Annotated in this window: 23 protein-coding genes, 4 tRNA genes and 1 pseudogene; 22 read left to right on the forward strand and 6 right to left on the reverse strand. The window is 69.7% G+C overall.

Annotation, left to right across the window (positions count from 1 at the left end):
* The 3 genes from LPU43_RS12385 to LPU43_RS12395 all read right to left on the reverse strand — a co-directional run.
* A partial coding sequence (locus LPU43_RS12385; RefSeq protein WP_229400479.1) for a hypothetical protein occupies positions 1 to 646 on the reverse strand: 646 nt, incomplete at its 3' end.
* A gap of 110 nt (positions 647 to 756) precedes the next feature.
* Positions 757 to 1,971, reverse strand: coding sequence for a PP2C family protein-serine/threonine phosphatase (locus tag LPU43_RS12390; RefSeq protein ID WP_229400481.1), 1,215 nt, complete (start codon positions 1,969 to 1,971; stop codon positions 757 to 759).
* 171 nt (positions 1,972 to 2,142) lie between these two features.
* Positions 2,143 to 2,637: a YajQ family cyclic di-GMP-binding protein gene (locus LPU43_RS12395; protein ID WP_229400482.1), complete on the reverse strand. Its 495-nt coding sequence runs from the start codon at positions 2,635 to 2,637 to the stop codon at positions 2,143 to 2,145.
* A gap of 150 nt (positions 2,638 to 2,787) precedes the next feature.
* Here LPU43_RS12395 and LPU43_RS12400 point away from each other — a divergent pair.
* A tRNA-Tyr gene (locus tag LPU43_RS12400) sits at positions 2,788 to 2,871 on the forward strand.
* 417 nt (positions 2,872 to 3,288) lie between these two features.
* On the opposite strand, the gene LPU43_RS12410 is transcribed toward LPU43_RS12400, so the two are convergent.
* A complete protein-coding gene (locus tag LPU43_RS12410) occupies positions 3,289 to 3,702 on the reverse strand; it encodes a DNA cytosine methyltransferase (protein ID WP_229400484.1) in 414 nt (137 codons plus the stop codon).
* A gap of 124 nt (positions 3,703 to 3,826) precedes the next feature.
* Between LPU43_RS12410 and LPU43_RS12415 the strand changes: the two genes are divergently transcribed.
* Positions 3,827 to 4,996, forward strand: coding sequence for an MrcB family domain-containing protein (locus LPU43_RS12415; protein WP_229400486.1), 1,170 nt, complete (start codon positions 3,827 to 3,829; stop codon positions 4,994 to 4,996).
* Positions 4,997 to 5,018: 22 nt separating this feature from the next.
* Here the strand turns inward: LPU43_RS12415 and LPU43_RS12420 are convergent.
* Positions 5,019 to 5,509 (reverse strand): annotated as a pseudogene (locus tag LPU43_RS12420) (bifunctional DNA primase/polymerase); the annotation flags it as partial.
* Between LPU43_RS12420 and LPU43_RS12425 the strand changes: the two are divergent.
* On the forward strand, positions 5,481 to 5,813 hold the full coding sequence (locus LPU43_RS12425) for a site-specific integrase (protein WP_306416132.1): 333 nt from the start codon (positions 5,481 to 5,483) through the stop codon (positions 5,811 to 5,813). The pseudogene LPU43_RS12420 and the gene LPU43_RS12425 sit on opposite strands and share 29 nt — an antisense overlap.
* 44 nt (positions 5,814 to 5,857) lie before the next feature.
* A complete protein-coding gene (locus LPU43_RS12430) occupies positions 5,858 to 6,529 on the forward strand; it encodes a hypothetical protein (RefSeq protein WP_229400488.1) in 672 nt (223 codons plus the stop codon).
* Positions 6,530 to 6,699: 170 nt separating this feature from the next.
* On the opposite strand, the gene LPU43_RS12435 is transcribed toward LPU43_RS12430, so the two are convergent.
* Positions 6,700 to 7,656 carry a helix-turn-helix transcriptional regulator gene (locus LPU43_RS12435; protein WP_229400490.1) on the reverse strand — a complete coding sequence of 319 codons (957 nt, stop codon included), beginning with the start codon at positions 7,654 to 7,656 and terminating at the stop codon, positions 6,700 to 6,702.
* A gap of 83 nt (positions 7,657 to 7,739) precedes the next feature.
* Here LPU43_RS12435 and LPU43_RS12440 point away from each other — a divergent pair, with 83 nt between their 5' ends.
* The 18 genes from LPU43_RS12440 (at position 7,740) to rpoB (ending at position 23,536) form a co-directional block, all read left to right on the forward strand.
* On the forward strand, positions 7,740 to 8,474 hold the full coding sequence (locus tag LPU43_RS12440; protein ID WP_229400492.1) for an alpha/beta fold hydrolase: 735 nt from the start codon (positions 7,740 to 7,742) through the stop codon (positions 8,472 to 8,474).
* An 851-nt stretch (positions 8,475 to 9,325) separates the two neighbouring features.
* Positions 9,326 to 9,466 carry a hypothetical protein gene (locus tag LPU43_RS12445; protein WP_229400494.1) on the forward strand — a complete coding sequence of 47 codons (141 nt, stop codon included), beginning with the start codon at positions 9,326 to 9,328 and terminating at the stop codon, positions 9,464 to 9,466.
* 107 nt (positions 9,467 to 9,573) lie between these two features.
* Entirely contained in the window at positions 9,574 to 12,105 is a 2,532-nt protein-coding gene (locus LPU43_RS12450) for a bifunctional diguanylate cyclase/phosphodiesterase (RefSeq protein WP_229400496.1), read from the forward strand.
* Between the two features lie 124 nt (positions 12,106 to 12,229).
* A tRNA-Thr gene (locus tag LPU43_RS12455) sits at positions 12,230 to 12,302 on the forward strand.
* Positions 12,303 to 12,327: 25 nt separating this feature from the next.
* Positions 12,328 to 12,400 (forward strand) — tRNA-Met (locus LPU43_RS12460).
* Between the two features lie 133 nt (positions 12,401 to 12,533).
* Entirely contained in the window at positions 12,534 to 12,701 is a 168-nt protein-coding gene (rpmG, locus tag LPU43_RS12465) for a 50S ribosomal protein L33 (protein ID WP_092378713.1), read from the forward strand.
* A 119-nt stretch (positions 12,702 to 12,820) separates the two neighbouring features.
* Positions 12,821 to 13,267, forward strand: coding sequence for a MaoC family dehydratase N-terminal domain-containing protein (locus LPU43_RS12470; RefSeq protein ID WP_229400498.1), 447 nt, complete (start codon positions 12,821 to 12,823; stop codon positions 13,265 to 13,267).
* Between the two features lie 2 nt (positions 13,268 to 13,269).
* Positions 13,270 to 13,662 carry a MaoC family dehydratase gene (locus LPU43_RS12475; protein WP_229400500.1) on the forward strand — a complete coding sequence of 131 codons (393 nt, stop codon included), beginning with the start codon at positions 13,270 to 13,272 and terminating at the stop codon, positions 13,660 to 13,662.
* Between the two features lie 127 nt (positions 13,663 to 13,789).
* Positions 13,790 to 13,862, forward strand: a tRNA-Trp gene (locus LPU43_RS12480).
* A gap of 207 nt (positions 13,863 to 14,069) precedes the next feature.
* Positions 14,070 to 14,459 (forward strand): preprotein translocase subunit SecE, encoded by a 390-nt coding sequence (secE, locus tag LPU43_RS12485; protein WP_229400502.1) that lies wholly within the window; start codon positions 14,070 to 14,072, stop codon positions 14,457 to 14,459.
* A gap of 39 nt (positions 14,460 to 14,498) precedes the next feature.
* On the forward strand, positions 14,499 to 15,221 hold the full coding sequence (nusG, locus tag LPU43_RS12490) for a transcription termination/antitermination protein NusG (protein ID WP_229400504.1): 723 nt from the start codon (positions 14,499 to 14,501) through the stop codon (positions 15,219 to 15,221).
* Between the two features lie 183 nt (positions 15,222 to 15,404).
* Positions 15,405 to 15,836, forward strand: a complete 432-nt coding sequence (rplK, locus tag LPU43_RS12495) for a 50S ribosomal protein L11 (RefSeq protein ID WP_229400506.1) — start codon at positions 15,405 to 15,407, stop codon at positions 15,834 to 15,836.
* A gap of 84 nt (positions 15,837 to 15,920) precedes the next feature.
* The gene (gene rplA / locus LPU43_RS12500) at positions 15,921 to 16,634 is read left to right on the forward strand and encodes a 50S ribosomal protein L1 (protein WP_229400509.1); all 714 of its coding nucleotides are present in this window, start codon (positions 15,921 to 15,923) and stop codon (positions 16,632 to 16,634) included.
* 78 nt (positions 16,635 to 16,712) lie between these two features.
* Positions 16,713 to 17,519, forward strand: a complete 807-nt coding sequence (locus LPU43_RS12505) for an ABC transporter ATP-binding protein (RefSeq protein WP_229400511.1) — start codon at positions 16,713 to 16,715, stop codon at positions 17,517 to 17,519.
* Entirely contained in the window at positions 17,516 to 18,205 is a 690-nt protein-coding gene (locus LPU43_RS12510) for a hypothetical protein (protein ID WP_229400513.1), read from the forward strand. Before LPU43_RS12505 ends, LPU43_RS12510 begins: the two co-directional genes overlap by 4 nt.
* Positions 18,206 to 18,540: 335 nt before the next feature.
* On the forward strand, positions 18,541 to 19,089 hold the full coding sequence (gene rplJ / locus LPU43_RS12515; RefSeq protein ID WP_229400514.1) for a 50S ribosomal protein L10: 549 nt from the start codon (positions 18,541 to 18,543) through the stop codon (positions 19,087 to 19,089).
* Positions 19,090 to 19,141: 52 nt separating this feature from the next.
* Complete coding sequence (gene rplL, locus LPU43_RS12520; RefSeq protein ID WP_229400515.1) at positions 19,142 to 19,528, forward strand: 50S ribosomal protein L7/L12; 387 nt, start codon at positions 19,142 to 19,144, stop codon at positions 19,526 to 19,528.
* Between the two features lie 576 nt (positions 19,529 to 20,104).
* Entirely contained in the window at positions 20,105 to 23,536 is a 3,432-nt protein-coding gene (gene rpoB, locus LPU43_RS12525; protein ID WP_229400517.1) for a DNA-directed RNA polymerase subunit beta, read from the forward strand.
* The last annotated feature ends 111 nt before the right edge of the window (positions 23,537 to 23,647 follow it).

The raw sequence follows: 23,647 nt of genomic DNA on the forward strand, positions 1-23,647 counted from the left end.
TCTGGCAGGTGATGCCGGTGACGGTGTCGTCGGTGACGGCGATGGTGGTGATGGGGTTGGTGGTGCCGGTGCTGTCGTTCGTGACCTTGTAGGTGTAGGTGACGGTGTCGCCGGCCTTTACCCCGGTCGCCGGGCTGCCGGTCTTGGTCAGCGTCAGCTTCGGGTTCACCTGCGGGTTCGACGCCGCACAGGTGTGGGTGAGCACGAAGAAGTCCGCCTCACCCGAGATCACGGCGGTGGCGCCGGTGAGCGTCCAGCCGGCCGGGAGCCGGATCCATGCCTTGCTGGTCCCCAGGTTGTTGACGATCGCGCTGTTGGGATCGGTCGGGATCGTCCTCGTGACGGTGCCGGTCGGCGTGCTGAAGGTCGCCGTGACCGACAGGAAGTTACCGCTGGTCGTCTGGTTGCCCGGCAGGTTGAATACCCACACGTCCTCGTCCGCGTAGGGCCCGCCGCCGAGGTTGGGGCTGCACTCCTGTCTGAACTGGGCCGCCGTCGTCGGCACGTTTCCAGGGTTGATGTTGATCGTGGAGTCGGCAGCCGCCGGCGAGCCGGCCGCGAGCAGCAGGGCGCCGACCAGCAGCGCGAAGGCCGCCAACCGACCGCGGATGCGGGTTGGTCTGTGCGGCGCAGAGGTCTTGCTCATGTAATCCCCCGTGTCGTGGACTGTTGACAAGGGGGGCAACGAGGAGTAAAAGGACTGCGTAACGCGAAAATGGGGTGAATCCCCCGCAAGGTGGACGCAAAGCGGATCCCTCAGTCGGGCAACCGGCGGACGGCCAGCACTGCGATGTCGTCGACCGGGTGCTCGGCACCGAGGGTCGCCATGACGGTGCCGCACACGGTCTCGACGGGCGCGAGCGCAACCGCGTCCATCAGCCGGGCGATGCCGTCGTCGAGGATCTCGCCGCGCCGCTCCACGAGCCCATCGGTGTACGAGACCAAGACCGCGCCGGGCGGGAAGTCCAGCTCGGTCGTGTGCCGCCTCGGTGGCGGACGACCGATGCCGAGCGGCGGATCGACGCGGGCGTCAAGCATGTCGTTCGGCCGGCCGGGCGCGGCCAGCACCGGGCGCAGGTGCCCGGCCAGGGAGATACGCAGAGTCGACCCGTCCGGGGAGACGATCGCGTAGAGCGCGGTGGTCAGGCTGCCGGCCTCGAAGTGGACCACCTTCCGGTCGAGGAGGGCCAGCACCTCGGCGGGATCGTCGCTGAGCAGCGCGTACGCGCGCAGTGCACTCCGAACCCGCCCCATCACCACCGCCGACTGCAAACCGTGCCCCGACACGTCACCCATGACGATCCCCAGGCAGCCCGAGGGGAGGAGGAAGACGTCGTACCAGTCACCGCCCACGCCGGAGGCGTGCCCGGGGACGTACCGCCCGGCCATCTCCAGCCCGGCCACGTTGGGCAGCTCGGTGGGGATCAGGCTGCGTTGCAGGGCGAGGGCGGCGGTCTGGTCCAAAGTGTGGGCGCGGTCCCGGTTGGCCAGGCCGACCCGCTCGGCGACCAGCTCCAGGAGGCGGACGTCGTCGGAGGTGAACCGGCGCGGGGTGAGGGTGCCGACGTGCAGGACGCCGACGAGGTCGCCGCGCGCCGTGATCGGCACGCCCAGTAGGGACCGGACGCCGGTCTCCAGGAGAACCGGGTTGATCACCTTGTCCGGGGTGACATCCTCGATCACGACCGGCTGCCGGGTGGCGGCGATCCGGCCGGCGAATCCCCGGCCGAGCGGAACCCGGAAACCCTGGCGGACCTCCTTTTCCAGCCCTCGCGCGGCGGTGGCCACGAGCTGCTGGGCGCGTACGTCGAGCAGGAGGATCGCGGCCGTGTCGACCCCCATCAGGTCGCGGACCCGGTCGAGCAGCTCGTCGAAGAGGTCGGCGGCGTCGAGGCGGGAGAGGGTGGCGTCGGTCACCGCCTCGATGTGGCGTAACCGCTGCTCGTCTCTCGTGCTCCTCGCGCCGCTCACCCGAGGAGCGTAATTCTCGCCGGGGGAAGTTCTGCTGCGAGGCACCCGGTCGGGCACAGGGGCGACGGAGCGCCACCGCCAGGTGGGCCGGGAGTGGCGTGGCCGGGGTGTTGCCTACCTGCCTGCGGTCACAGGCGATGGGCCGCGGGGGCAGCGGCCCATCGAAACCCGTCAGCGATAGTTGGTGAACTGGAGGGCCAGGCCGAAGTCCTCACCCCTGAGCAGGGAGATGACGGCCTGGAGGTCGTCCTTCTTCTTGCCGGTGACCCGCAACTGGTCGCCCTGGATCTGTGCCTGGACGCCCTTCGGACCCTCGTCGCGGATCTTCTTGCTGATGGCCTTGGCCTTCTCCGAGTCGATGCCCTGGATCACCTTGGCATCGATCTTGAAAACCTTGCCCGAGGCGCGCGGCTCGCCGGCGTCCAGGGACTTCAGCGAGATGTTCCGCTTGATCAGCTTCTCCTTGAAGACCTCCAGGGCCGCCCGGACCCGCTCCTCGGTCTCCGCCTGGAGGCTGATCGCCTCCTCCCCGGACCAGGAGACCTCCGCGCCGGTGCCCCGGAAGTCGAACCGCGTCGCGAGCTCCTTCTCCGCCTGGTGGAGGGCGTTGTCGACCTCCTGCCGGTCGACCTTGCTCACGATGTCGAACGACGGGTTCGCTGCCATGCTCATGCTCCTGCTGTCCGGCGGTCAGTGCACGTACGCGTCGCCCGCTGACCAGCGGCACGACCCCCTGACGGTACCCGGTTGCGCTACACCGGGGAGCAACCGCTATCCTTGGCTCCGCTGCCGCGCAAGACACGGCGGCGACGCCCTGGCGGGTTGCCCGAGCGGCCAATGGGAGCGGACTGTAAATCCGTCGCGAAAGCTACAGAGGTTCGAATCCTCTACCCGCCACCACAGGGTAGAGAGGCCCCTCACCTGCTGAAACAGCGGTGAGGGGCCTCTCTCGTTGGTCCCACTGAGTCTCACTCAGAGCCGTTGGATCTCACTCTTCACGGCAAATGCGCGGCAAATTTCGGTCAAGATCCTCCTGGTCCTCAGCCTCCTGGTCCTCGGTCCTCAGCGCGTTCTCGATCCGCCTCTAGCGGCCTCCTGCTAACCGTCGATGAACTTTGCGTAGACCTTCATCAGGACGTGCACACTGTGCCCGGCCCGCTCGGTGACCTGCGGAGCGGAAACCCCCGGCGTTGAGCCAGAGAGACACAGCGGCGTGACGCAGGTCGTACGGTCGACGCGCCGGCGGGGAGCGCTGCTGTGTGGGTATGAGTATCTTCTCCCGAGCCTTGCGCCAGGCGGTTCCGTAGGCGTTGTTCGTCAGCGGCTGCGCGGCGGTGGGCCGGTAGTGTCCACCGGGGCCGCGACGGGTGACGAACATCCGGCCGTTTCCGAGGACGTTTTCTCCGATAACCCAGGTGGGCTGCAGAGCAGCGATGATTTCCGCCATGTCGGGCCAGAGCCACCGGACATGGCGGCACCGAGCTTGGGGCCGGCGACCGAGTCGGGTTGGCTGGGGTAGCCGCCCACGACATCGATCCGGGGCCGCGTCTCCGTGCGCCACCAGGCGACGGCAGTGCGAACGTCGTCATGGGCGGGAACCTCCGGCCAGTGCTTGTGCAGGACGGCGCGACAGAACGGGTTGATCTCGACGTGGCCGACGATGCGCATTCCGGCCCGTTGTAGCCCGAGGGAGAGGCCACCGATACCGGCGAAGAGGTCGAGTACGTTCATCTGCGCTCCGCTTCGTACGGACGCGGTGAGCCGCCCGAGGCGCGTTGTCGTCCAACCATCTGCCTGGACCGGGGTATCGCACGAACAGTGGTTGGAGTGTTAGAACCTTTGCGGCGGAACGACCATGATCACGGGGTGGGGGATTTCTGTGGGACTGAGTACGACGTTGCAACGCGTTCTTGACCTGGCCGGGGAGTACTCCAAGGACCAGACGCCTGCCATGGCGTCGCGAGACGACCTGCTGCGTGACTGTGCCGCCGATCTCACTGTCGCCGTCGGAGACATTGCGCCGATTGAGCGGCTTCGTTTCGATTTGCGAGTCAAGGCCGGCGGACGGCAGTCGAACTACAGCCCGGTACCCTGGGTCCGGCTCTATTCGCCTGCTCATTCGCCTAGCGCAACCAGCGGCTACTACCTCGTCTACCTGTTCGCCGCAGACGGATCGCGGGTGTACCTCTCCCTGAACCAAGGCACCAGCGAGTTCCGGTCCGGCGCCATGCGGCCGATCACCAAACTTGAGGTCCTGACCACCCGGGCGGCCGAGGCACGGGCGGCAATCATCGATTTCGCGGCAACGCTGCCCGCGACGGCGGGCCGCCTCTCGATTGATCTCGCGTGGGCGAGCATGTCGACCGTGGGCGCCGAGAGCAGGCAGCGAGTCCAAAATTATGAGGCCGGCGATATCGTCGCCTACGAGTACGTGTCGGGCGCCGTGCCCGACGACGAAGACCTGTACAGCGACCTCGCGGCGATGCTGCCTCTGCTGGCCCAGCTGTACCGGGCTCCAGTCATCCGGCCCGCCGCGGCGATAGACGAAAAGAATAGCCCCCGGGAATCGCTTGTTGCCCGCGCGACTAGAAACAGCGTCCGACGGTCGCAAGGTCGGCAACTCGACCCCGCGACCCGCCGAGCGATCGAGGTGTACGCGGAAGACTGTGCGATCCATGAGCTCGAACAGGACGGCTGGAAGGTAGGGCGAGTCGGCCACCTCCACCGCGGGTACGACCTGGAGTGCACGCGTCCGGACGGTGCCGCGCTGCACGTCGAGGTGAAGGGGACACAGACCCGCGGCGAGGAGGTGACGTTGACCCCGGGCGAGGTCCGTCACAACCAGGATCAGGAGAAGTGCCCAGCCGCCCACGGCCTGTACGTGGTGTCGGAAATCCAGGTACAGGCGGGCGATCCGGTGGTGTGCAGTGCCGGTCGGCCGCAGTTCACGACGCCGTGGCTGATCGACGCCGCAGACCTGGTGCCGCGGGCGTACAGCTACCGCGTGCCCCGTGCTGAACTTTAGGTTGGCGTTCATGCGGCGACCGCCGGGGGCGGCGGGCACCGGCGGCGAGGCCGGAGCGGACCGTGCGCAGCGTCTCGAACCGGGGGAGGCCGATCGACAGCGCGGCCTGTTCCAGCAGCGCGGCGGCTTGGTCGAGGGGCAGCCCTCCCCCGGCGGCGAGCTGGCCGAGGGCGACCGCGGAGACGTAGAGCGTGTGGTTGCGTTTACCCTCGGCGGCGCGTCGGAGGTGGTCGAGATGCCTGTTGATCGCGGCGTCCAGGTAGGCGCCGGACCGGCCGGTCGGCAGATCGACGGAGACCGGGCGTTGCGGCGGCAGGGGGGCGGGGGCGAGGCGTGCGGCGAGCCAGCCGGGAAGGTCGGCGACCGGCAGGTCACGGGCGACCGCGTAGGGGCGGCCCGCGACGGTGCTCCGACCGCGACGACGTAGCCACCATGGGCACGGGTGTCGACCAGCCAGCCGAGACCTTTGCCGCGCTCTCCGGCCGTGTTGCACAGCGCCGGCCCGGCGGCTGGGGACGGTCCCGATCCCGCCCGGGGCCTGCACGGCGGTCCGCTCTCCGAGTCGGTGTACGACCGGTGGTGGAAGGTCGCCCGCGAGAAGGCGCTGACCGAATCGCAAATCGCCTCACCGCTCGTCCGCCGGCCCTACGACCTGCGGCACGCGGCGGCCTCGCTCTGGCTGAACGCTGGCGTCCCGTCGACCGAGGTCGCCCGCCGCCTGGGCCACGGCGTCGCCGTCCTGCTCCGTGTCTACGCCAACTGCATCGACGGGGGAGACGACACCATGGACGACAAGATCGGCGACGCCCTCGGATGATCACAAGCCGTGTTGGTCTTGTTTCTACTCGTCACGATGGCTGGATGACATGGGAGTGGCTTGGACCCGTCGTGACCGCTGTGGTCGGCATCGCCGGTGTGGCGGGCACCGTATGGACCGCGTACTCAGGCAGACGGCATCAGATCGAACTGACCAAGGCCCAAGGCATGATCAACATATCTGTGAGCCTGTCTGCCGAGAAGCGCTTGGTCCACGCCAGGTTCCTGCAACGCGCCGACACCGCCTTCGAGGAAGCCCAGACGTTGGTATTCGAAGGCGGCGCGATGACCTTGGAAGATTCGCCGACGCCTCCGAATCCGCCAGGAGTCACGACCATGGGCCTCTATAAGAGTGGGACTCCGTTTGCCCTCGCGATGACCGAACTGGATAATTCACAAAAAGGTGGTCATCACGGGAGGGCGTCAGATCGGAAGCCAGGCAGTGGCCGTACGTTCGGCTATCGCCGGGTACGCGACGAATTTGGTCGACGTGTGGGCCGTCAACCGGGTTTTGGCCGAGACTGCGACGATGATGCACGAGGATGCGGTGGAGCCTGCCTCGCTCGCGCAGTCGCCCGGGTTGGGGTGAGGGAGGGCCGTGAGGAGGGGCGCCCACGGTGGGCGGATAGTGGGCAGCCGCGCGTCACGCACGGGACCCGAGGAGAGAAACGGCTGTTCAGCGACGGTGACCGACCCAAGATCGCTGACGCCCTGTGAATCCGTGCGCAAGCTACAGAGGTTCGAATCCTCTACCCGCCACCAGGTGCGAAACGGCCCGTGAGTACCTTGGCCCCCGCGCCGCGCCATGCCTTCCCATAGGTGTTGTTGGTTGGGGTCGGCTGGCGGGCGGTCGGCACGTACCGCCCGTGCTTTCTGGCCAGAACTCCCTACAGACTTTCTGCAGCTGCGATGAGTTGGGCGGCCAGCTTTTTGAGGGCCGGGCGTAGTTCGTCGGGGCGGTGAATGGTGAAGGGCCATTCGAGGGAGGCGAGCATGTGGGCCATGCCGTCGAGGCGTTCTGCCCGTGTGCGCATGAGGACGCCGTTTTCTCGGGCGGTGAGGGTCACGGCGGAGCGGGGCAGCCTGCGGGCGATCTCGTGAAGGGGGCCGTGGATGAGGACTTCGACCTCCCAGCGGTAGGGCCCCTCGGCCAGGGTGGCGGCCAGGTGTGCGGCCGGATCGAAGTCGTCGGGTGGGGTGAAGGTGGTGGCTCGTGGGGCGACGGAGGCGATGCGGTCGATGCGGAAGGTGCGCAGGCTGCCGCGCAGGTGGTCATGGCCGACGACATACCAGCGGCCGGCGTGGAAGACCACCCCGTACGGGTCGAGATCGCGTGCGGTGCGATCCTCGCGCCACGACTGGTGCTGGATGTTGACGGTCGTGTGGGCGTGTGCTGCGTGGGCCAGGGCGAGCAGGACGGCAGTTTCGGGTGCCTGCGGGGTCACGGGGTTGGCGGTGAAAAACAAGGTCTGCTGTACGGCGGCGAGCGGTTCACGTAGGGCGTGCGGAAGCACCCGTTCGATCTTGGCGAGCGCGCCCGCGCTGGCTGGCGTGGCCGTTCCCATGCCGACGCGCTGTGCGGCGAGTAGGCCCAGGACGACGGCAAGGGCCTCGTCGTTGGTCAGCACCAGGGGCGGCATTCGGTAGCCCGGCGCCAGGCGGTATCCGCCGTACCGGCCCCGTTCGGCCTGCACCGGGATGCCTAGATCGCGCAGGTGGGTGACATAGCGGCGCACGGTGCGGACATCAGTGGCCAGCCGGTCGGCAAGCTCCGCCCCGGTCAACGCCCCCTTCGACTGGAGGAGCTCCAGGAGAGTCAGCACACGGGCCAAGGGGGGAGACACAAGTCACTCCATGATTTAGGGCGGAGATCGTCCTGTTTTCCCTCAACACTAATCGCGGGCAACTTCGATTTCAGGGAGATCACATGGCTACCTTCGTACTGGTTCCCGGCGCTTGGTTGGGCGCGTGGGCCTGGGAAGAAACCGCTCGCGCGCTGCGGGCCCTCGGCCACACGGCGCTGCCGCTGACGCTGACCGGCCTGGGGGAGCGCGCCGACCAGGCCGGCCCGGGAACGGACCTCGACACCCACATCGCGGACATTGTCGGCTTTGTCGAGCGGCATGACTTGCACAGCGTCAGCCTGGTCGCTCACAGCTACGGGGCGGCACCGGTCAGCGGAGCCGCCGGCCGCCTCGGCGAACGGCTGGAACGGCTGATCTACGTAGACAGCGCCCCGTTCGCCGAGGGCATGCGCATGCTTGACCTCATGCCTCCCGAGGTGGTCGAGCAGTTGCGGCGGCAGGTTGCTGACTTCGGTGACGGGTGGCGCCTGCCGATGCCGCCCTTCGAGGTTCTCAGCCTTTCCAGCAGCATCGACGGCCTGGGCGAGGCCCAGCAGGACCTCATGCGCCTCCGTGCGACCCCCCAGCCGTTCGGGACCTACGAGCAGCGCCTCGCCGGTCCCACCGAGCCCGACCCCGGCGTGGACCGCGTCTTGGTGGCCTGTAACGACTTCACCGCTCTGCTCGATTCCGGGATGCCGATGCTTGCCTTCCTCAACCAGCCTCCGTGGCGGCGCTTCGACCTCGCCACCGGACACTGGCCGATGCTGTCGGCGGCTGACGAACTCGCCGACGTCCTCGACAGGTCAGCCGCCTGAGCCGGACGGAACCAGAGGTCACCGCCGATGCTCAACCACCAGCGCGTCCGCCGGCTACGGGCCCAAGTGCAGGCCCTGGCTGGCGGCGTGCGGAAAGAACCCGCCGGGGCGGTCGTCTGCCACGTCTTCGCCATGCAGGCGCAAGACGCCCTGGCCGCCGATCTGGGCAACGAATGCGCGGACGGAATATCGCCCCTGGTGACATCCGTGCCGCGTACGACGATGAACGAAGCGTTGTCCGCGACTGGTGTCTGCGGGGGCACCCTGCACGCACCCGCGTCTGGCCGGGCGGCGGACTCATCCGGCCCCATAGTCATCGCCGATGGCCTGGTTATCGCGCCCCGAGACGGCTTCAGCACCCCAGGACGCCGGGATCATCCGATGAGGTCCTCCCTCGACGCGGCAGGTCGGGTGCGCGGTCGACCGTCCGCGACCGACAGGTCCGAACGCGACACAGGGGGAGGCGCGAGCGGTGTGTCGTAGCGCGGGACCGGCGTGGGGCACCGGGTAGTGGAGCCACGCAGAGCCAGAGTCGGGACTTTGGTCCCTTTCGATATCGGCTCCAGTGTGGTGTCATGTCCGTGCAGCGGCGTCATGCGGCTTTAGATGCACTCGATGAGTTTCCGTGATTGGCGCACTAGGTCCGAGTGTTCGCCAAATGAAGCACCCCGTGCAACGTGGGCACGCAGGGGTATCACCCCGCCAGGCAGGTCCTACTGCCGATCGGTCGGACTTGCTGCCGTCCAGGCGGAGCCAACCCGTCGAGGGCTTTGTTGCCCTCAGTGCGTGTGGCACCATCATGGAATCTTCACGCCCCCCGTGCTGCCCATTTCGTGACAGGAGCCCCACAGATGCCTACTCAAAAGCTGGGTCGGCTGCTCGGCATGACCCTGATGATGTTCGCGCTCGCCGCCGGCCTCGGCTCGGTTGCCTCCGTCGCCGGCAACTCCGGCGCCAGTGCGCTGGTGAGCCTCGAGTTCGAGTGGAACTAGGTTCTTCGCGGTTCGTGTGACATCCGCCGTCGTCCGGCCACCGGGCGACGGCGGAAGCGACCAGGCATCGGCGCGGAGTTCACTCTCGGTGACGACAAGGGAGCAGGATGACGAGCCGTGCGGCAGCCGTGCGACGACGCGGGACTGACCTCGCCTGGCTGATAACCGGGCCGCTGGCGTTCCTGGCCGTCATCTGCTGCCTGCTGATCGCCCTGGTCGATCCGCAGCCGTACGGCTCCTGGGGCGTCGGCCTGCTGCTGTTCATCGCCCTGGTCGCCGCGCACCTGCCGGTCCTGAGCTTCGTCGTCCGGCGACAGACGCTCTCCGCCACGATCACCGAGATCCCGCTGGTCCTGGCGCTGTACTACCTCCCCCCGCTGACCCTGGTGCTGGTGGCCATCCTCGCCGCCCTCGTCGTCCAGCTCCGGCGACGGCTCCGTTCGGCCAAGTTCGCCTTCAACGTCGCCCGCTCCGCCGCGGCGACCTCCCTCGCCGGCCTGGTCCTGCTGGCGCTCCCCCCGATCCGGGGCGTGGGGCCCGGGACATGGGGCATCCTCTCCGCGGCGGTCAGCACCATCACCCTGGTCACCCTCGCCGCCGTGGTCGGCGTCATCACCCTCCTCCAGGGCTGGCAGGCCGGCCTGGAGGTGGTCCGCACGTCCACCGTGCCGCTGGTGGTGGCGGGGGTGAACACCACCGTCGGCCTGATCATCCTGCTCGCGGTGACGACCACCTACTGGTCGCTGCTGCCGCTCGGGGCGCTCGCGGTGACGGCGGCCGTGGTCTACGGGGCGTACGCGCAGGTGCTGCGCCAGCATCGCAGCCTCGCCGACATCTACGAGCTGACCCGCGCCATGAGCGGCAGCGGCCAGGACGGCACCCTGCCGGACGCCCTGCTCGGCCGGGCCCGGGCCCTCATGCAGGCCGAGTACGCCACCCTGTGGCTGCCCGCCCAGGGCCGGCATCCCGAGGTGCTGCTGACCGCCCGCGTGGACGGCCGCGGCCTGCTCGACTTCTCCAAGGTCCCGTCGGCGATGCGGGAGCGGGTGGTGCGGCAGCGGCAGACCCTCGCGGTCGGCGCGCGGCTCGGCGGCGGCCGGGAGCAACTGGCGATGCTCCGGGCGGCCTCGGCCAAGGACGCGATCATCGTGCCGCTGCGCTCCGGTGAGGCGGTGATCGGCACGCTCGAGGTGGTCAACCGGCTCAGCGACGTGGGCCACTTCACCCCCGCCGACGTGCCGGTGATCGAGACGGTGGCCGCGCACGCGGCGGTGGCCCTGGAGAATTCCCGGCTGGTCGACCGGCTGCGCCACGACGCGTACCACGACACGCTGACCAAGCTGCCCAACCGGCGACGGATCTCCGGAGCGCTCGACGAGGCCGTCCGCATCCGGGCCCCCGGCGAGGTGGTCGCCGTCCTGCTCTTCGACGTGGACGGGCTGCGCCAGGTCAACGAGTCGCTCGGGCACGCCGCCGGCGACCAGGTCCTCGTCGAGGTCGCCGACCGGCTGCGCGCCTCCGCCCCCTCCTCGGCCCTGGTCGGCCGGGCCGGTGGCGACGAGTTCCTGGTCACCCTCCGGCTGGAGAACGCCGAGGCCGCACTGGAGTTGGCCGCGCGGCTGCGCGAGGAGATCCGCGCCGAGATGGTCTTCGACGCGTTCACCCTCGACGTGGACACGGCGGTCGGGGTCGCCGTGCACCCGGACCACGGCAGCGACGCCGCGACCCTCCTGCAACGGGTCGACCTGGCGGCGACGGCGGCGAAGTCCATGCCCGGCGGCATCCACCTGTTCAACCCGGCCCTGGAGTCCCGGTCGCTGCGCCGGCTGGGCCTGGCGGGCGACCTGCGCCGCGCCCTCGACGACGGCGAGCTGGAGGTCTACTTCCAGCCCAAGGTGACGCTGCGGGACCGCCGGCTGGTCGGGGTGGAGTGCCTGGCCCGCTGGGAGCACCCGGCGCACGGCGAGGTCACCCCGGAGGACTTCGTCGCGGTGGCCGAGCACACCGGCCTGCTCGGCCGGCTCACCGAGGTGGTGCTGCGGGAGGGGCTGCGGCGCAGCCGGGAGTGGACGCACGACGCGCAGCCGCTCGCCGTCGCGGTCAACCTCTCCGCCCGTACGCTCACCGACCGGCACTTCCCCGACCGGGTGCGCGAGCTGCTCGCCGAGTACGACGTCCCACCGCACCGGCTCACCTTCGAGATCCGCGAGGCCGGGGTGCTCGACGGCACCGACCGCCCGATCCCCACCCTGCGCCGGTTGCGTGATCTCGGCGTCCGACTGTCGGTGGACGACTTCGGCACCGGCTCGTCCTCGCTGGCGTACCTGCGGCGGCTGCCGGTGCACGAGGTGAAGGTGGACCGGTCGTTCGTGCAGGGCATGGCCACCGACCCCGGGGACCTGGCCATCGTCAACGCCGTGGTGACCCTCTCCCAGCAGTTCGGCCTCGCCGTGGTGGCCGAGGGGGTGGAGAGCGAGCTGACCCTGGAGCTGCTCCAGGACATCGGCTGCGAGATCGGTCAGGGCTTCCTGTTCAGCCGCCCGCTGCCGTACGAGCGGCTGGAGGCGTGGTTCGGGGCCCAGGTGGAGTCCGAGGCGCTCGTCGGCTCGGACGCCCGCCGGCTGCGCGTCGTGCCCTGATCTCGCCGAAAACGCTCCTGACCAGAGTGAACGCCGCGGGGCGCGACGGTGGGGAGATCCGATTTCACCTCCGGGGCCGGGCCGTGTACTCTTACGTCTGCGCGGCCACCAAGTGATCGCGCAGGCCCCCTTAGCTCAGTCGGCAGAGCGTCTCCATGGTAAGGAGAAGGTCTACGGTTCGATTCCGTAAGGGGGCTCAAAGGGTCCGGCTGGACCCGCCTCGGCGGTGTAGCTCAGATGGCAGAGCAAGCGGCTCATAATCGCTGTGTCGCCGGTTCAAGTCCGGCCACCGCTACTCTGGCTCTCCGGGCTTGTCTCCCGGTGACCGGTGGAATGGGCGCCTCGGCGCCCACTTTGCATGTCTGCGTCTCCAGCGCGTACGCTGGGCCGCTGTAGTTGATGACCGTTAGCGAGGAAGGCACTCCGCCGTGGCGAAGGCTACCGATGTCCGGCCGAAGATCACTCTGGCGTGTGTGGAGTGCAAGGAGCGCAACTACATCACGCGCAAGAACCGCCGCAACGACCCGGACCGCATCGAGCTGAAGAAGTTCTGCCCCCGGGACGGCCGGCACACGGCCCACCGCGAGACCCGCTGACCCGTCGCCGGCGCGAGCCGGCCGGCACGAACACCGATCGCCGACCCGAGCGGACGCGCGGCTCCCCGCCGCCCGTCCGCTCGGGTCGGCTTTCGTGCTTTCCGTGTAGGTTCTCGGGCATGTCCCTGGACCCGTCCTTCGTCGGCCGGAGCTATCCGCCGACCGCCCCCTACCAGGTGGGCCGCGAAAAGATCCGCGAGTTCGCCACGGCGATCGGCGCCACCGACGCCGCCTACCACGACCCGGAGGCCGCCCGCGCGCTCGGGCACCGGGACGTGGTCGCCCCGCCGACCTTTCCCGTGCTGCTCACCATGGCCACCACCCAGCAGATCGTCGACGACCCGGCCCTCGGGGTGGACTACAGCCGGGTGGTGCACGGCGACCAGCGCTTCGCGTACACCCGTCCGGTGGTGGCGGGCGACGAGCTGGTCTGTGTGAACACCATCGAGGACGTCAGCAGTCGGGGCGGGCACGACTTCCTGACCACCCGCACGGACGTCAGCACGGCCGACGGCGAGCCGGTGGTCGCCGTCTGGTCCAAGATCGTCGTACGCGGGGAGGCGTGACCATGGAGCTGCCCACCAAGACCTTCCGGGTCACCCGGGCCGATCTGGTCCGCTACGCGGGCGCCTCGGGCGACTTCAACCCGATCCACTGGAGCGACCGGGTCGCCACGAAGGTCGGCCTGCCCGGGGTGATCGCGCACGGGATGTTCACCATGGCCCTGGTCGGCCGCGCGGTCACGGAGTGGGCCGGCGCGCCCGACGCGGTGGTCGACTACGGGGTCCGGTTCACCCGTCCGGTGGTCGTTCCGGACGACGACACCGGCACCGAGATCGAGGTGACCGCCAAGGTCAAGGAGACCGGCGAGGCGGGTCTGACCAGGCTCGACATCACCGCGACCTGCCGGGGCGAGAAGGTGCTCTCGCAGGCGCGGGCGGTGATCCGGACGCCCCGCTGAGGGCTTTCCGGCACGCGAGGGGGTGGACCGGTTGGGAAAGTGGCCCTGCTACCCGTACACTGGTCCGCCGTGGGGCAAGTGACCCCGCCCGGTGCTTTGTGGCCGGGGCGGGCGAGCGTTGCCGCACAGGGGTGTAGCTCAATTGGCAGAGCAGCGGTCTCCAAAACCGCAGGCTGCAGGTTCAAGTCCTGTCACCCCTGCGCCTCAGGCCTGACCGTTCCCGTGGGTCGCGCCGCCGCCAGGCGGCGTCCGGCCCGTGGTGGTGGCATCGGCAGGGCGGTTCCGAGGCATCGGGCCTGTCCGTCGATCCGCCGGCCGCGGCCCGTCGCGGGACGGTTGGTCCGGTCGGCGTGACCAACGCCGCACGCCGCACCGGTGTGCGACCCGACTCCGCGACGGAGGGCGAAGTGGCCGAGAGTAAGCGGCGCAGCGAGGACGCCGGCGACGACCGTCTGAACGACGAGGTCGTCGACGAGGTGGCCGCCGACGACTCCGCCGACGCGGACGAGCCGGTTTCCCGGGGTGGCACGGCCACCCGGGCGCGGGCCAAGGCCGAGTCGGCCGACGAGAGGAAGACCCGCAAGGACACCGAGCGGGTGGGGCTGTTCGCCCGCATCGCGCGGTTCTTCCGCGAGGTCGTGGCGGAGTTGCGTAAGGTCATCTGGCCGACCCGCAAGGAGCTGCTGACCTACACCGCGGTCGTGGTCACCTTCGTCGCCGTGATGCTGACGATCGTGGCGGGCCTGGACTACGCCTTCGCCAAGGGCGTGCTGTGGGTCTTCGGCAACCCCAGCTGAGCGGCTGACTCAAGCCGATAGTGACGGAAGTGAGCAAGCGTGCCTGAGTACGACGAGACCGCCGAGACCACGGAGGACCAGTCCGCGGTGGCGACGGCGGCCAACGATGAGTCGGTCGAGGCCGCCAGCGAGCCGGACTTTCCGACCACCGAGCCTGCCCCGGACGAGGACTACGACCCGGTGGCGGAGCTGCGCCAGAAGCTGCGCTACGCGCCGGGCGACTGGTACGTGGTGCACTCGTACGCCGGCTACGAGAACAAGGTCAAGACCAACCTCGAGACCCGGATCACGTCCCTCGACATGGAGGACTACATCTACCAGGTCGAGGTCCCGACCCGGGAAGAGGTCGAGGTCAAGAACGGCAAGCGGTCCCAGATCCAGGCCAAGGTCTTCCCGGGCTACATCCTGGTCCGCATGGAGCTGACCGCGGAGTCCTACTCCTGCGTGCGGAACACTCCCGGGGTCACCGGCTTCGTGGGGGCGACCGACCGGGCCGACCGGCCGGCCCCGCTGAGCCTCGACGAGGTCATCAAGTGGCTGGCCCCGGCGGTCGAGACCGAGCAGAAGAAGGCCAAGCCCGAGATCAAGGTCCTGGACTTCGAGGTCGGCGACTCGGTCACCGTCACCGACGGCGCGTTCGCCTCGCTGCCGGCGACGATCAGCGAGATCAACGCCGACCAGCAGAAGCTCAAGGTGCTGGTGTCGATCTTCGGCCGGGAGACCCCGGTCGAGCTGAACTTCAACCAGGTCACCAAGATCTGACGCTCCGACCGCCGGCGGTGGGCTCCGGCCCGCCGCCGGCGTCGCCGTTGCCGCCCCCTCGCCGACCTCGGCGCAGGGGGCGGCGCAGCATTGCGCTACCCTAGAACGTCGGCTGTCGCAACGCGCTGACCGTGCGCGTCCACCGGCCGGCACCTTTCCCCGTTCCAAGCCCCAGGAAGAGACATGCCTCCGAAGAAGAAGCTCGTCAAGACGTTCACGCTTCAGCTGCCGGCGGGCCAGGCCACTCCGGCGCCGCCGGTCGGCCCCGCGCTCGGCCAGCACGGCGTGAACATCATGGAGTTCTGCAAGACCTACAACGCGCAGACCGAGTCCCAGCGGGGCGACATCGTCCCGGCCGAGATCAGCGTCTACGAGGACCGCACCTTCACCTTCGTGCTGAAGACCCCGCCCGCCGCCCGGCTGCTGATCAAGGCCGCCGGCGTGCAGAAGGGCTCCGGCGTCCCGCACAAGGAGAAGGTCGGCTCCGTCACCCGCGCCCAGCTGCGGGAGATCGCCGAGAAGAAGATGGCCGACCTCAACGCCAACGACGTCGAGCAGGCTGAGAAGATCATCGCCGGCACCGCCCGGTCGATGGGCCTGACCGTCGCCGACTGACCTCGTCGCACCGCTTTCTCGACCAGTTTCGTGGGAGGGCTCGCGGACGCCGCGGCCCGCCATAGACCACAGGAGTAACCACAGATGCAGCGCAGCAAGACCTACCGCAAGGCCGCCGAGGTCATCGACCGGTCGAAGCTCTACACGCCCGCCGAGGCCGTGAAGATCGCCAAGGACACCACCAGCACGAAGTTCGACGCCACGGTCGAGGTCGCCATGCGCCTCGGCGTCGACCCCCGCAAGGCGGACCAGATGGTCCGCGGTGTGGTCAACCTGCCGCACGGCACCGGCAAGACCGCCCGCGTGATCGTCTTCGCCGCCGGCGCGAAGGCCGAGGAGGCCGCCGCCGCCGGTGCGGACGAGGTGGGCACCGACGAGCTCGTCGCCCGGATCCAGGGCGGCTGGCTCGACTTCGACGCGGCGATCGCCACGCCGGACCAGATGGCCAAGATCGGCCGGATCGCGCGGATCCTGGGCCCGCGCGGCCTGATGCCGAACCCGAAGACCGGCACGGTGACCATGGACGTCACCAAGGCGGTCGCGGACATCAAGGGCGGTAAGATCACCTTCCGGGTGGACAAGCACTCCAACCTCCACCTGATCATCGGCAAGGCCTCGTTCTCCGAGGCCCAGCTCGTCGACAACTACGCCGCGGTCCTCGACGAGGTGCTGCGGGCCAAGCCGTCGGCGGCGAAGGGCAAGTACCTCAGGAAGGTCACCCTCACCACCACGATGGGCCCGGGCGTCCCGGTCGACCCGAACCTGGTGAAGAACCTGCAGGAGGGCGTCGAGGCCTGAGCACCGTCGCCTCGCCGGGGCCCCGCCACGACTCGTGGCGGGGCCCCGTCCGTCTGTCCGGTGTGGCAGGCTCGCGGCATGCGGTGGGAGGGTGTCTGGCTCCGGTACCACCGGCGCGGTCCGTGGGTGCTGCGGGAGGCCGACCTGCGGCTGGGCGCGGGCGAGGCCGCCGTGGTGCTCGGCCGCAACGGCGTCGGCAAGTCCACCCTGCTCCAGCTCGCGGCCGGGGTGCTCCGGCCCGCCCGGGGCCGGGTCGTCGACCGGCCGCGGCACGTCGGCTGGGTCCCGGAGCGCTTCCCCGCCGACCAGCCGTTCACCGTAGGGCGGTACCTCGCCGGCATGGCCCGCGTCGCCGGGCTGGGCGGGGCCGAGGCCGACCGGGCCGTCCTGCGGTGGACCGAGCGGTTGGGCCTCACCCGCTTCCACGGGGTGCGGCTGCCCGAGCTGTCCAAGGGCACCGCCCAGAAGGTCGGTCTGGCCCAGGCGCTGCTCCGCCGGCCCGGCCTGCTCATCCTCGACGAGCCCTGGGAGGGGCTGGACGCCACCGCCCGGGAACTGGTCCCCACCCTGATCGACGAGGTGCTGGCGGCCGGCGGGTCGGTGCTGGTCAGCGACCACCGGGGCGAGACTGCCCGGCTGCCGGGCGCCGCCCGCTGGACGGTCGCCGACGGCACCGTCACCGCCCAGGCCCCGGCCGACGCGTCGCCCGAGGCGTTCGTCGTGGTCGAGCTCGCGGTCCCGGTCGCGCGGGCCGCCGGCACCGTGGCCCGGCTCCGCGCCGACGGCCACCACGTCCTCCGGGTACGCGGCACCCCACCCACCCCGCCGGGCGCGGCAACCAGCGCGGTGGACGCCTCCGAAGCGGCCGGGCGGGCGCCCCGGTGACCGCGCTCGTACGGCTGCGGCTGGCGGCCTTCCTGCGCACCGGACGGGCGCTCGCCCCGCTGCTGGCCGGCCTGCTCGCCCTCGGCGTCCTCTACGGCGGGGGTCGGGCCCAGCCGGGCGAGGCGTACGGCGTGTCCGCGGTGGTGCTCTTCCCGGTGCTGGCGTGGCAGACCAAGATCCTGCTCGACGTCGAGCCGGACGTGCAGCGCCGGCTCGCCCTGGTGCTCGCCGGAGCCGCCCGGGAGTGGGCCGCCGGGCTGCTGGCGGCGCTCGTGGCCGGCCTCGGCACGACCGTCGTCGCGTTGGTCTTCCCCTGGCTGGTCGGCGGGGTGACCAGCCAGGTGGGGCCCGACGGCCGGTCGGTGGCGGCCGGGGTGGCCCTCGGCGTCTGGGCGCACCTGCTCGCCCTGCCCGCCGCGGTGGCGCTGGGCGCGCTGGCCAGCCGGGCCGTGACGGGCAGCGCCGGGTACGGCGTCGCGGTGCTGGCGCTCGGCGCGGTCGGCTCGCTGGTCCTCGGTCTGTCCTCGTCGGTGGCGCCCTGGCTGGCGCCCCCGGTGCTGCCCGTCGCCCGGGCGACCGCCGCCGGCCCGTCGGCCGCCACGGTGGCCGTGCTCACCGGGTGGGCCGTCGCCTGGAGCGCGACGCTGCTCGCCGGGTACGCCTGGCGCCGCCGCGTCCGCGTCTGAGCGGCGGGCGAGCCGGGGGAGTGACGGGGCGCACCCGGAGGCGATTTGGCGGCTGTGGGGCGGGTCGCGTAACCTGACGGCGAAGTTACACCCAGAGACCGCTGGTCACCGTGCCCTGGCACGGTCGAAGGTCCCGCTTCGACGGGCGACCCGCGCAGGGCGGCAAGCGAAACTCGGCATGTTATCCCGTGGTCCGCCGACCGCGAGGCAACCGCCGGCCCTCGCCCCGTGCGCCCTGCGCCGGGGCTTTTCTCGTTGTCGTGGTCCCCTCCGGTACCGCGTGGAGCCCGCCGGCTTCCCGGTGGACCAGCCTGGAGCAACGAGAGAGGAGGGACATGGCGGACAAGCCGATCCGGGCCGACAAGGCCACGGCCGTCGCTGAGCTGACCGACAACTTCCGCAACGCGGGTGCTGCGGTGCTGACCGAGTACCGTGGTCTGACGGTTTCCCAGCTCACCCAGCTGCGGCGCTCGCTCGGCAAGGAGACCACCTACACGATCGCGAAGAACACGCTGGCGAAGCGTGCCGCGAACGAGGCGGGCATCTCCGGGCTCGACGAGCTGTTCACCGGTCCTACCGCGCTGACTTTCGTTTCGGGCGACGTCGTCGAGGCGGCGAAGGGTCTTCGCGACTTCGCGAAGGCCAACCCGAAGCTCGTCATCAAGGGCGGCGTCTTCGAGGGCAAGGCCATTTCCGCGGCCGAGGTCACGAAGCTCGCCGACCTGGAGTCCCGCGAGGTGCTGCTGGCCAAGCTGGCCGGCGCGATGAAGGGCAACCTGAGCAAGGCCGCGGCCCTGTTCCAGGCTCCGCTCTCCAAGGCAGCCCGCGCGGCGGCCGCCCTGGCGGACAAGAAGCGCGAGCAGGAGGGCGCCGAGGCGGCCTGAGGCCGCGCGGCGCACCCACGTTCTTAGTCAAACAGAGGAAAGGACGCCAGCCATGGCGAAGCTCAGCACCGACGAGCTGCTCGACGCGTTCAAGGAGATGACGCTGATCGAGCTCTCCGAGTTCGTGAAGCAGTTCGAGGAGACCTTCGAGGTCACCGCCGCCGCTCCGGTCGCCGTCGCCGGCCCGGCGGGCCCGGGTGGCCCGGCCGCGCCCGTCGAGGAGGAGAAGGACGAGTTCGACGTCGTCCTCGAGGCCGACGGTGGCAAGAAGATCCAGGTCATCAAGGTCGTGCGCGAGCTGACCGGCCTGGGCCTGAAGGAGGCCAAGGACGCGGTCGAGTCCGCGCCGAAGGCCATCCTGGAGAAGGTCAACAAGGAGACCGCCGAGAAGGCCAAGGCCAAGCTCGAGGGCGAGGGTGCCAAGGTCACCCTCAAGTAATTGGGGCGGGACCGAGCGCGCCCCTGGCTCGCGTGAGCCAGGGCACACTCCGACACGGCGGGCGACGATCGAAAATCGGATCGTCGCCCGCCGTGTTCGTGTTGGGACCGCGAGCAACGTCCTGAGCAGCGCATCAGCGGCGGAGGCGGGGTCACGCGGCGCGGCGGCGGGCCGCGCGGTCGTGGGAAACACCGGTCGAGGAGCAGACCGGGCCTTGACGCGGCCCGGGGCTGCCAGGCACGCTGACACCTGCAAGACCTTCCGCGCTTGCGACGGCCACCATCCGGGTAATGGCAGCGGCGGCATCGTCCGACCGCCACACTCGGGCGGTTCCGTAGGTACGCTGCGTTCCGAGCGGCCCGGTGCGGCCCCCGTTCGAGGGGTCCCGAGGCGCGTTCCGCGACGACCTGCGGGGTGGGCTGGACAGCGGTTAGCCTCTCGGCTACACTGCTAGTTTGCGCTGCCTTCCGTCTAGACCCCTGCGCGGAAATGTCCGATTCCGGGTATTTCTGGTGGGGTCATTGGAGTGCACGCGTACCAGCCGTTCTGCAGCACCGGTCCTCGGAAGGACGCATCTTGGCAGCTTCCCGCCCTGCGAAGACCAGTCGTACGTCGAGCGCTTTCGCTCCCCGCCGAGTTTCTTTCGGCAGGATCACCGAACACCTCGAGGTCCCCAACCTCCTCGCCATCCAGAACGAGTCGTTCGACTGGCTCGTCGGCAACGAGGCTTGGCAGGGCCGGTCGGCGGACGACCCTCACGCACGCTCGGGTCTCGCGGAAATCCTCGACGAGATCAGTCCCATTGAGGACTTTTCCGGCACCATGTCGCTCTCCTTCTCGGCTCCGCGCTTCGACGAGGTCAAGGCCTCGATCGAGGAGTGCAAGGAGAAGGACCTGACCTACTGCGCCCCGCTGTTCGTGACGGCGGAGTTCACCAACAACACCACTGGCGAGATCAAGAGCCAGACGGTGTTCATGGGTGACTTCCCGATGATGACGCCCAAGGGCACCTTCATCATCAACGGCACCGAGCGCGTCGTGGTCAGCCAGCTCGTCCGTTCCCCGGGCGTCTACTTCGACAAGCAGCCGGACAAGACCTCCGACCGCGACCTCTCCAGCGTCAAGGTCATCCCGAGCCGGGGTGCCTGGTTGGAGTTCGACATCGACAAGCGCGACACGGTCGGCGTCCGCATCGACCGCAAGCGCCGGCAGGCCGTCACCGTCCTGCTCAAGGCCGTCGGCTGGTCCGCCGAGCGGATCCGCGAGAAGTTCGGCTGGTCCGAGCTGATGATGACCACGCTCGAGAAGGACCACATCGCCGGCCAGGACGAGGCGCTGCTCGACATCTACCGGAAGCTGCGCCCTGGCGAGCCGCCGACCCGCGAGAACGCCCAGACCCTCCTCGACAACCTCTTCTTCAACCCGAAGCGGTACGACGTCGCCAAGGTCGGGCGCTACAAGTTCAACAAGAAGCTCCAGCTCGACGTGCCGATCACCACCGGCACGCTCACCGAGGACGACATCGTCGCCACCGTGGAGTACCTGTGCCGGCTGCACGCCGGTGAGGACGGCTACGAGGCCGACGACATCGACCACTTCGGCAACCGCCGCATCCGTACCGTGGGCGAGCTGATCCAGAACCAGGTCCGGGTGGGCCTGTCGCGCATGGAGCGGGTCGTCCGGGAGCGGATGACGACGCAGGACGTCGAGGCGATCACGCCGCAGACCCTGATCAACATCCGCCCGGTCGTGGCGGCGATCAAGGAGTTCTTCGGTACGTCGCAGCTGTCCCAGTTCATGGACCAGACCAACCCGCTGGCGGGCCTGACCCACCGGCGTCGGCTGAACGCGCTCGGCCCGGGTGGTCTGTCCCGGGAGCGGGCCGGCTTCGAGGTCCGTGACGTGCACCCGTCCCACTACGGCCGGATGTGCCCGATCGAGACGCCGGAAGGCCCGAACATCGGCCTGATCGGCGCCCTGTCGACGTTCGCCCGGGTCAACCCGTTCGGCTTCATCGAGACGCCGTACCGCAAGGTCGTCGACGGCCGGGTCACCGACCAGATCGACTACCTGACCGCGGACGACGAGGACCGGTACGTCAAGGCGCAGGCCAACGCGCCGCTGCGCGCCGACGGCTCGTTCGCCGAGGACCGGGTCCTGGTCCGCCGTAAGGGCGGCGAGACCGAGGACGTCGCGCCGGGCGCCGTGGACTACATGGACATCTCGCCCCGGCAGATGGTCTCCGTCGGCACCGCGATGATCCCGTTCCTCGAGCACGACGACGCCAACCGGGCGCTCATGGGCGCGAACATGCAGCGCCAGGCGGTGCCGCTGGTCAAGGCCGAGGCCCCGCTGGTCGGTACGGGCATGGAGTACCGGGCGGCCGTCGACGCCGGCGACGTGGTGGTCGCCGAGGTCGGTGGCGTGGTCGAGGACCTCTGCGCCGACTACATCACCATCCACCAGGACGACGGCCACCGCCGGACGTACCTGCTGCACAAGTTCCGCCGCTCCAACTCCGGCTCCTGCGTCAACCAGAAGCCGGTGGTCTTCGAGGGCGACCGCGTCGAGGCCGGCCAGGTCATCTCCGACGGTCCCTGCACGGACGAGGGCGAGATGGCGCTCGGGCGCAACCTGCTCGTGGCGTTCATGTGCTGGGAGGGCCACAACTACGAGGACGCGATCATCCTGTCGCAGCGCCTCGTGCAGCAGGACGTGCTCACCTCGATCCACATCGAGGAGCACGAGGTCGACGCCCGGGACACCAAGCTCGGCCCGGAGGAGATCACCCGCGACATCCCGAACGTCAGCGAGGAGATGCTCGCCGACCTCGACGAGCGCGGCATCATCCGGATCGGCGCCGAGGTCGTCCCCGGCGACATCCTGGTCGGCAAGGTCACGCCCAAGGGCGAGACCGAGCTGACCCCGGAGGAGCGGCTGCTCCGCGCGATCTTCGGTGAGAAGGCGCGCGAGGTCCGGGACACCTCGCTGAAGGTGCCGCACGGTGAGACCGGCACGGTCATCGGCGTGCGCACGTTCTCCCGCGAGGACGGCGACGAGCTGCCCCCGGGCGTGAACGAGCTGGTCCGGGTCTACGTCGCCCAGAAGCGGAAGATCCAGGACGGCGACAAGCTCGCCGGCCGGCACGGCAACAAGGGCGTCATCTCGAAGATCCTGCCGATCGAGGACATGCCGTTCCTGGAGGACGGCACCCCGGTCGACATCGTGCTCAACCCGCTGGGCGTGCCTTCCCGGATGAACATCGGCCAGGTGCTGGAGACGCACCTCGGCTGGGTGGCGAAGACGGGGTGGAGCGTCGACGGCGACGACGCGGAGTGGAAGCGTCAGCTCCGCTCGATCGAGGCGCACGAGTCCGAGCCGGACACCAACGTGGCCACGCCGGTCTTCGACGGTGCCCGCGAGGAGGAGATCTCCGGTCTGCTCGCGTCGACCCTGCCCAACCGGGACGGCAAGCAGCTCATCGGCTCCACCGGTAAGGCGCAGCTGTTCGACGGTCGCTCCGGCGAGCCGCTGCCGGACCCGATCGCGGTCGGCTACATCTACATCCTGAAGCTCAACCACCTGGTCGACGACAAGATCCACGCTCGGTCGACCGGCCCGTACTCGATGATCACGCAGCAGCCGCTGGGTGGTAAGGCGCAGTTCGGTGGCCAGCGCTTCGGTGAGATGGAGTGCTGGGCGATGCAGGCGTACGGCGCCGCGTACGCCCTGCAGGAGCTGCTGACGATCAAGTCCGACGACGTCCTGGGCCGGGTCAAGGTCTACGAGGCGATCGTCAAGGGCGAGAACATCCCCGAGCCGGGCATTCCGGAGTCGTTCAAGGTGTTGCTCAAGGAGCTGCAGTCGCTGTGCCTCAACGTCGAGGTGCTCTCCAGCGACGGCGTGGCCCTGGAGATGCGCGAGACCGACGACGAGGTGTTCCGGGCCGCGGAGGAGCTGGGCATCGACCTGTCCCGGCGCGAGCCGAGCTCGGTCGAAGAGGTGTAAGTGGTGTGGGTTGGGGGCCGGCCGCCCCGCTCCGGGCGGTCAGCTTGATCCCTCCGGGGGGCGGCCGGCCCCCAACCCCGCCCGTGATCTAGCTATAAAGACGACGACATA

Source organism: Micromonospora okii (assembly GCF_020884795.1).
In the GTDB taxonomy this organism is placed as follows: Bacteria; Actinomycetota; Actinomycetes; order Mycobacteriales; family Micromonosporaceae; genus Micromonospora; species Micromonospora okii.

Bases quoted from the DNA above. Each gene is read 5' to 3' on its own strand.
- LPU43_RS12395 (WP_229400482.1), bottom strand. From the start codon at position 2,637: ATGGCAGCGAACCCGTCGTTCGACATCGTGAGCAAGGTCGACCGGCAG.
- LPU43_RS12410 (WP_229400484.1), bottom strand. From the start codon at position 3,702: ATGAACGTACTCGACCTCTTCGCCGGTATCGGTGGCCTCTCCCTCGGG.
- LPU43_RS12415 (WP_229400486.1), top strand. From the start codon at position 3,827: ATGATCACGGGGTGGGGGATTTCTGTGGGACTGAGTACGACGTTGCAA.
- LPU43_RS12430 (WP_229400488.1), top strand. From the start codon at position 5,858: ATGACATGGGAGTGGCTTGGACCCGTCGTGACCGCTGTGGTCGGCATC.
- LPU43_RS12440 (WP_229400492.1), top strand. From the start codon at position 7,740: ATGGCTACCTTCGTACTGGTTCCCGGCGCTTGGTTGGGCGCGTGGGCC.
- LPU43_RS12445 (WP_229400494.1), top strand. From the start codon at position 9,326: ATGCCTACTCAAAAGCTGGGTCGGCTGCTCGGCATGACCCTGATGATG.
- LPU43_RS12450 (WP_229400496.1), top strand. From the start codon at position 9,574: ATGACGAGCCGTGCGGCAGCCGTGCGACGACGCGGGACTGACCTCGCC.
- LPU43_RS12470 (WP_229400498.1), top strand. From the start codon at position 12,821: ATGTCCCTGGACCCGTCCTTCGTCGGCCGGAGCTATCCGCCGACCGCC.
- LPU43_RS12475 (WP_229400500.1), top strand. From the start codon at position 13,270: ATGGAGCTGCCCACCAAGACCTTCCGGGTCACCCGGGCCGATCTGGTC.
- rplK (WP_229400506.1), top strand. From the start codon at position 15,405: ATGCCTCCGAAGAAGAAGCTCGTCAAGACGTTCACGCTTCAGCTGCCG.
- rplA (WP_229400509.1), top strand. From the start codon at position 15,921: ATGCAGCGCAGCAAGACCTACCGCAAGGCCGCCGAGGTCATCGACCGG.
- LPU43_RS12505 (WP_229400511.1), top strand. From the start codon at position 16,713: ATGCGGTGGGAGGGTGTCTGGCTCCGGTACCACCGGCGCGGTCCGTGG.
- rplJ (WP_229400514.1), top strand. From the start codon at position 18,541: ATGGCGGACAAGCCGATCCGGGCCGACAAGGCCACGGCCGTCGCTGAG.
- rplL (WP_229400515.1), top strand. From the start codon at position 19,142: ATGGCGAAGCTCAGCACCGACGAGCTGCTCGACGCGTTCAAGGAGATG.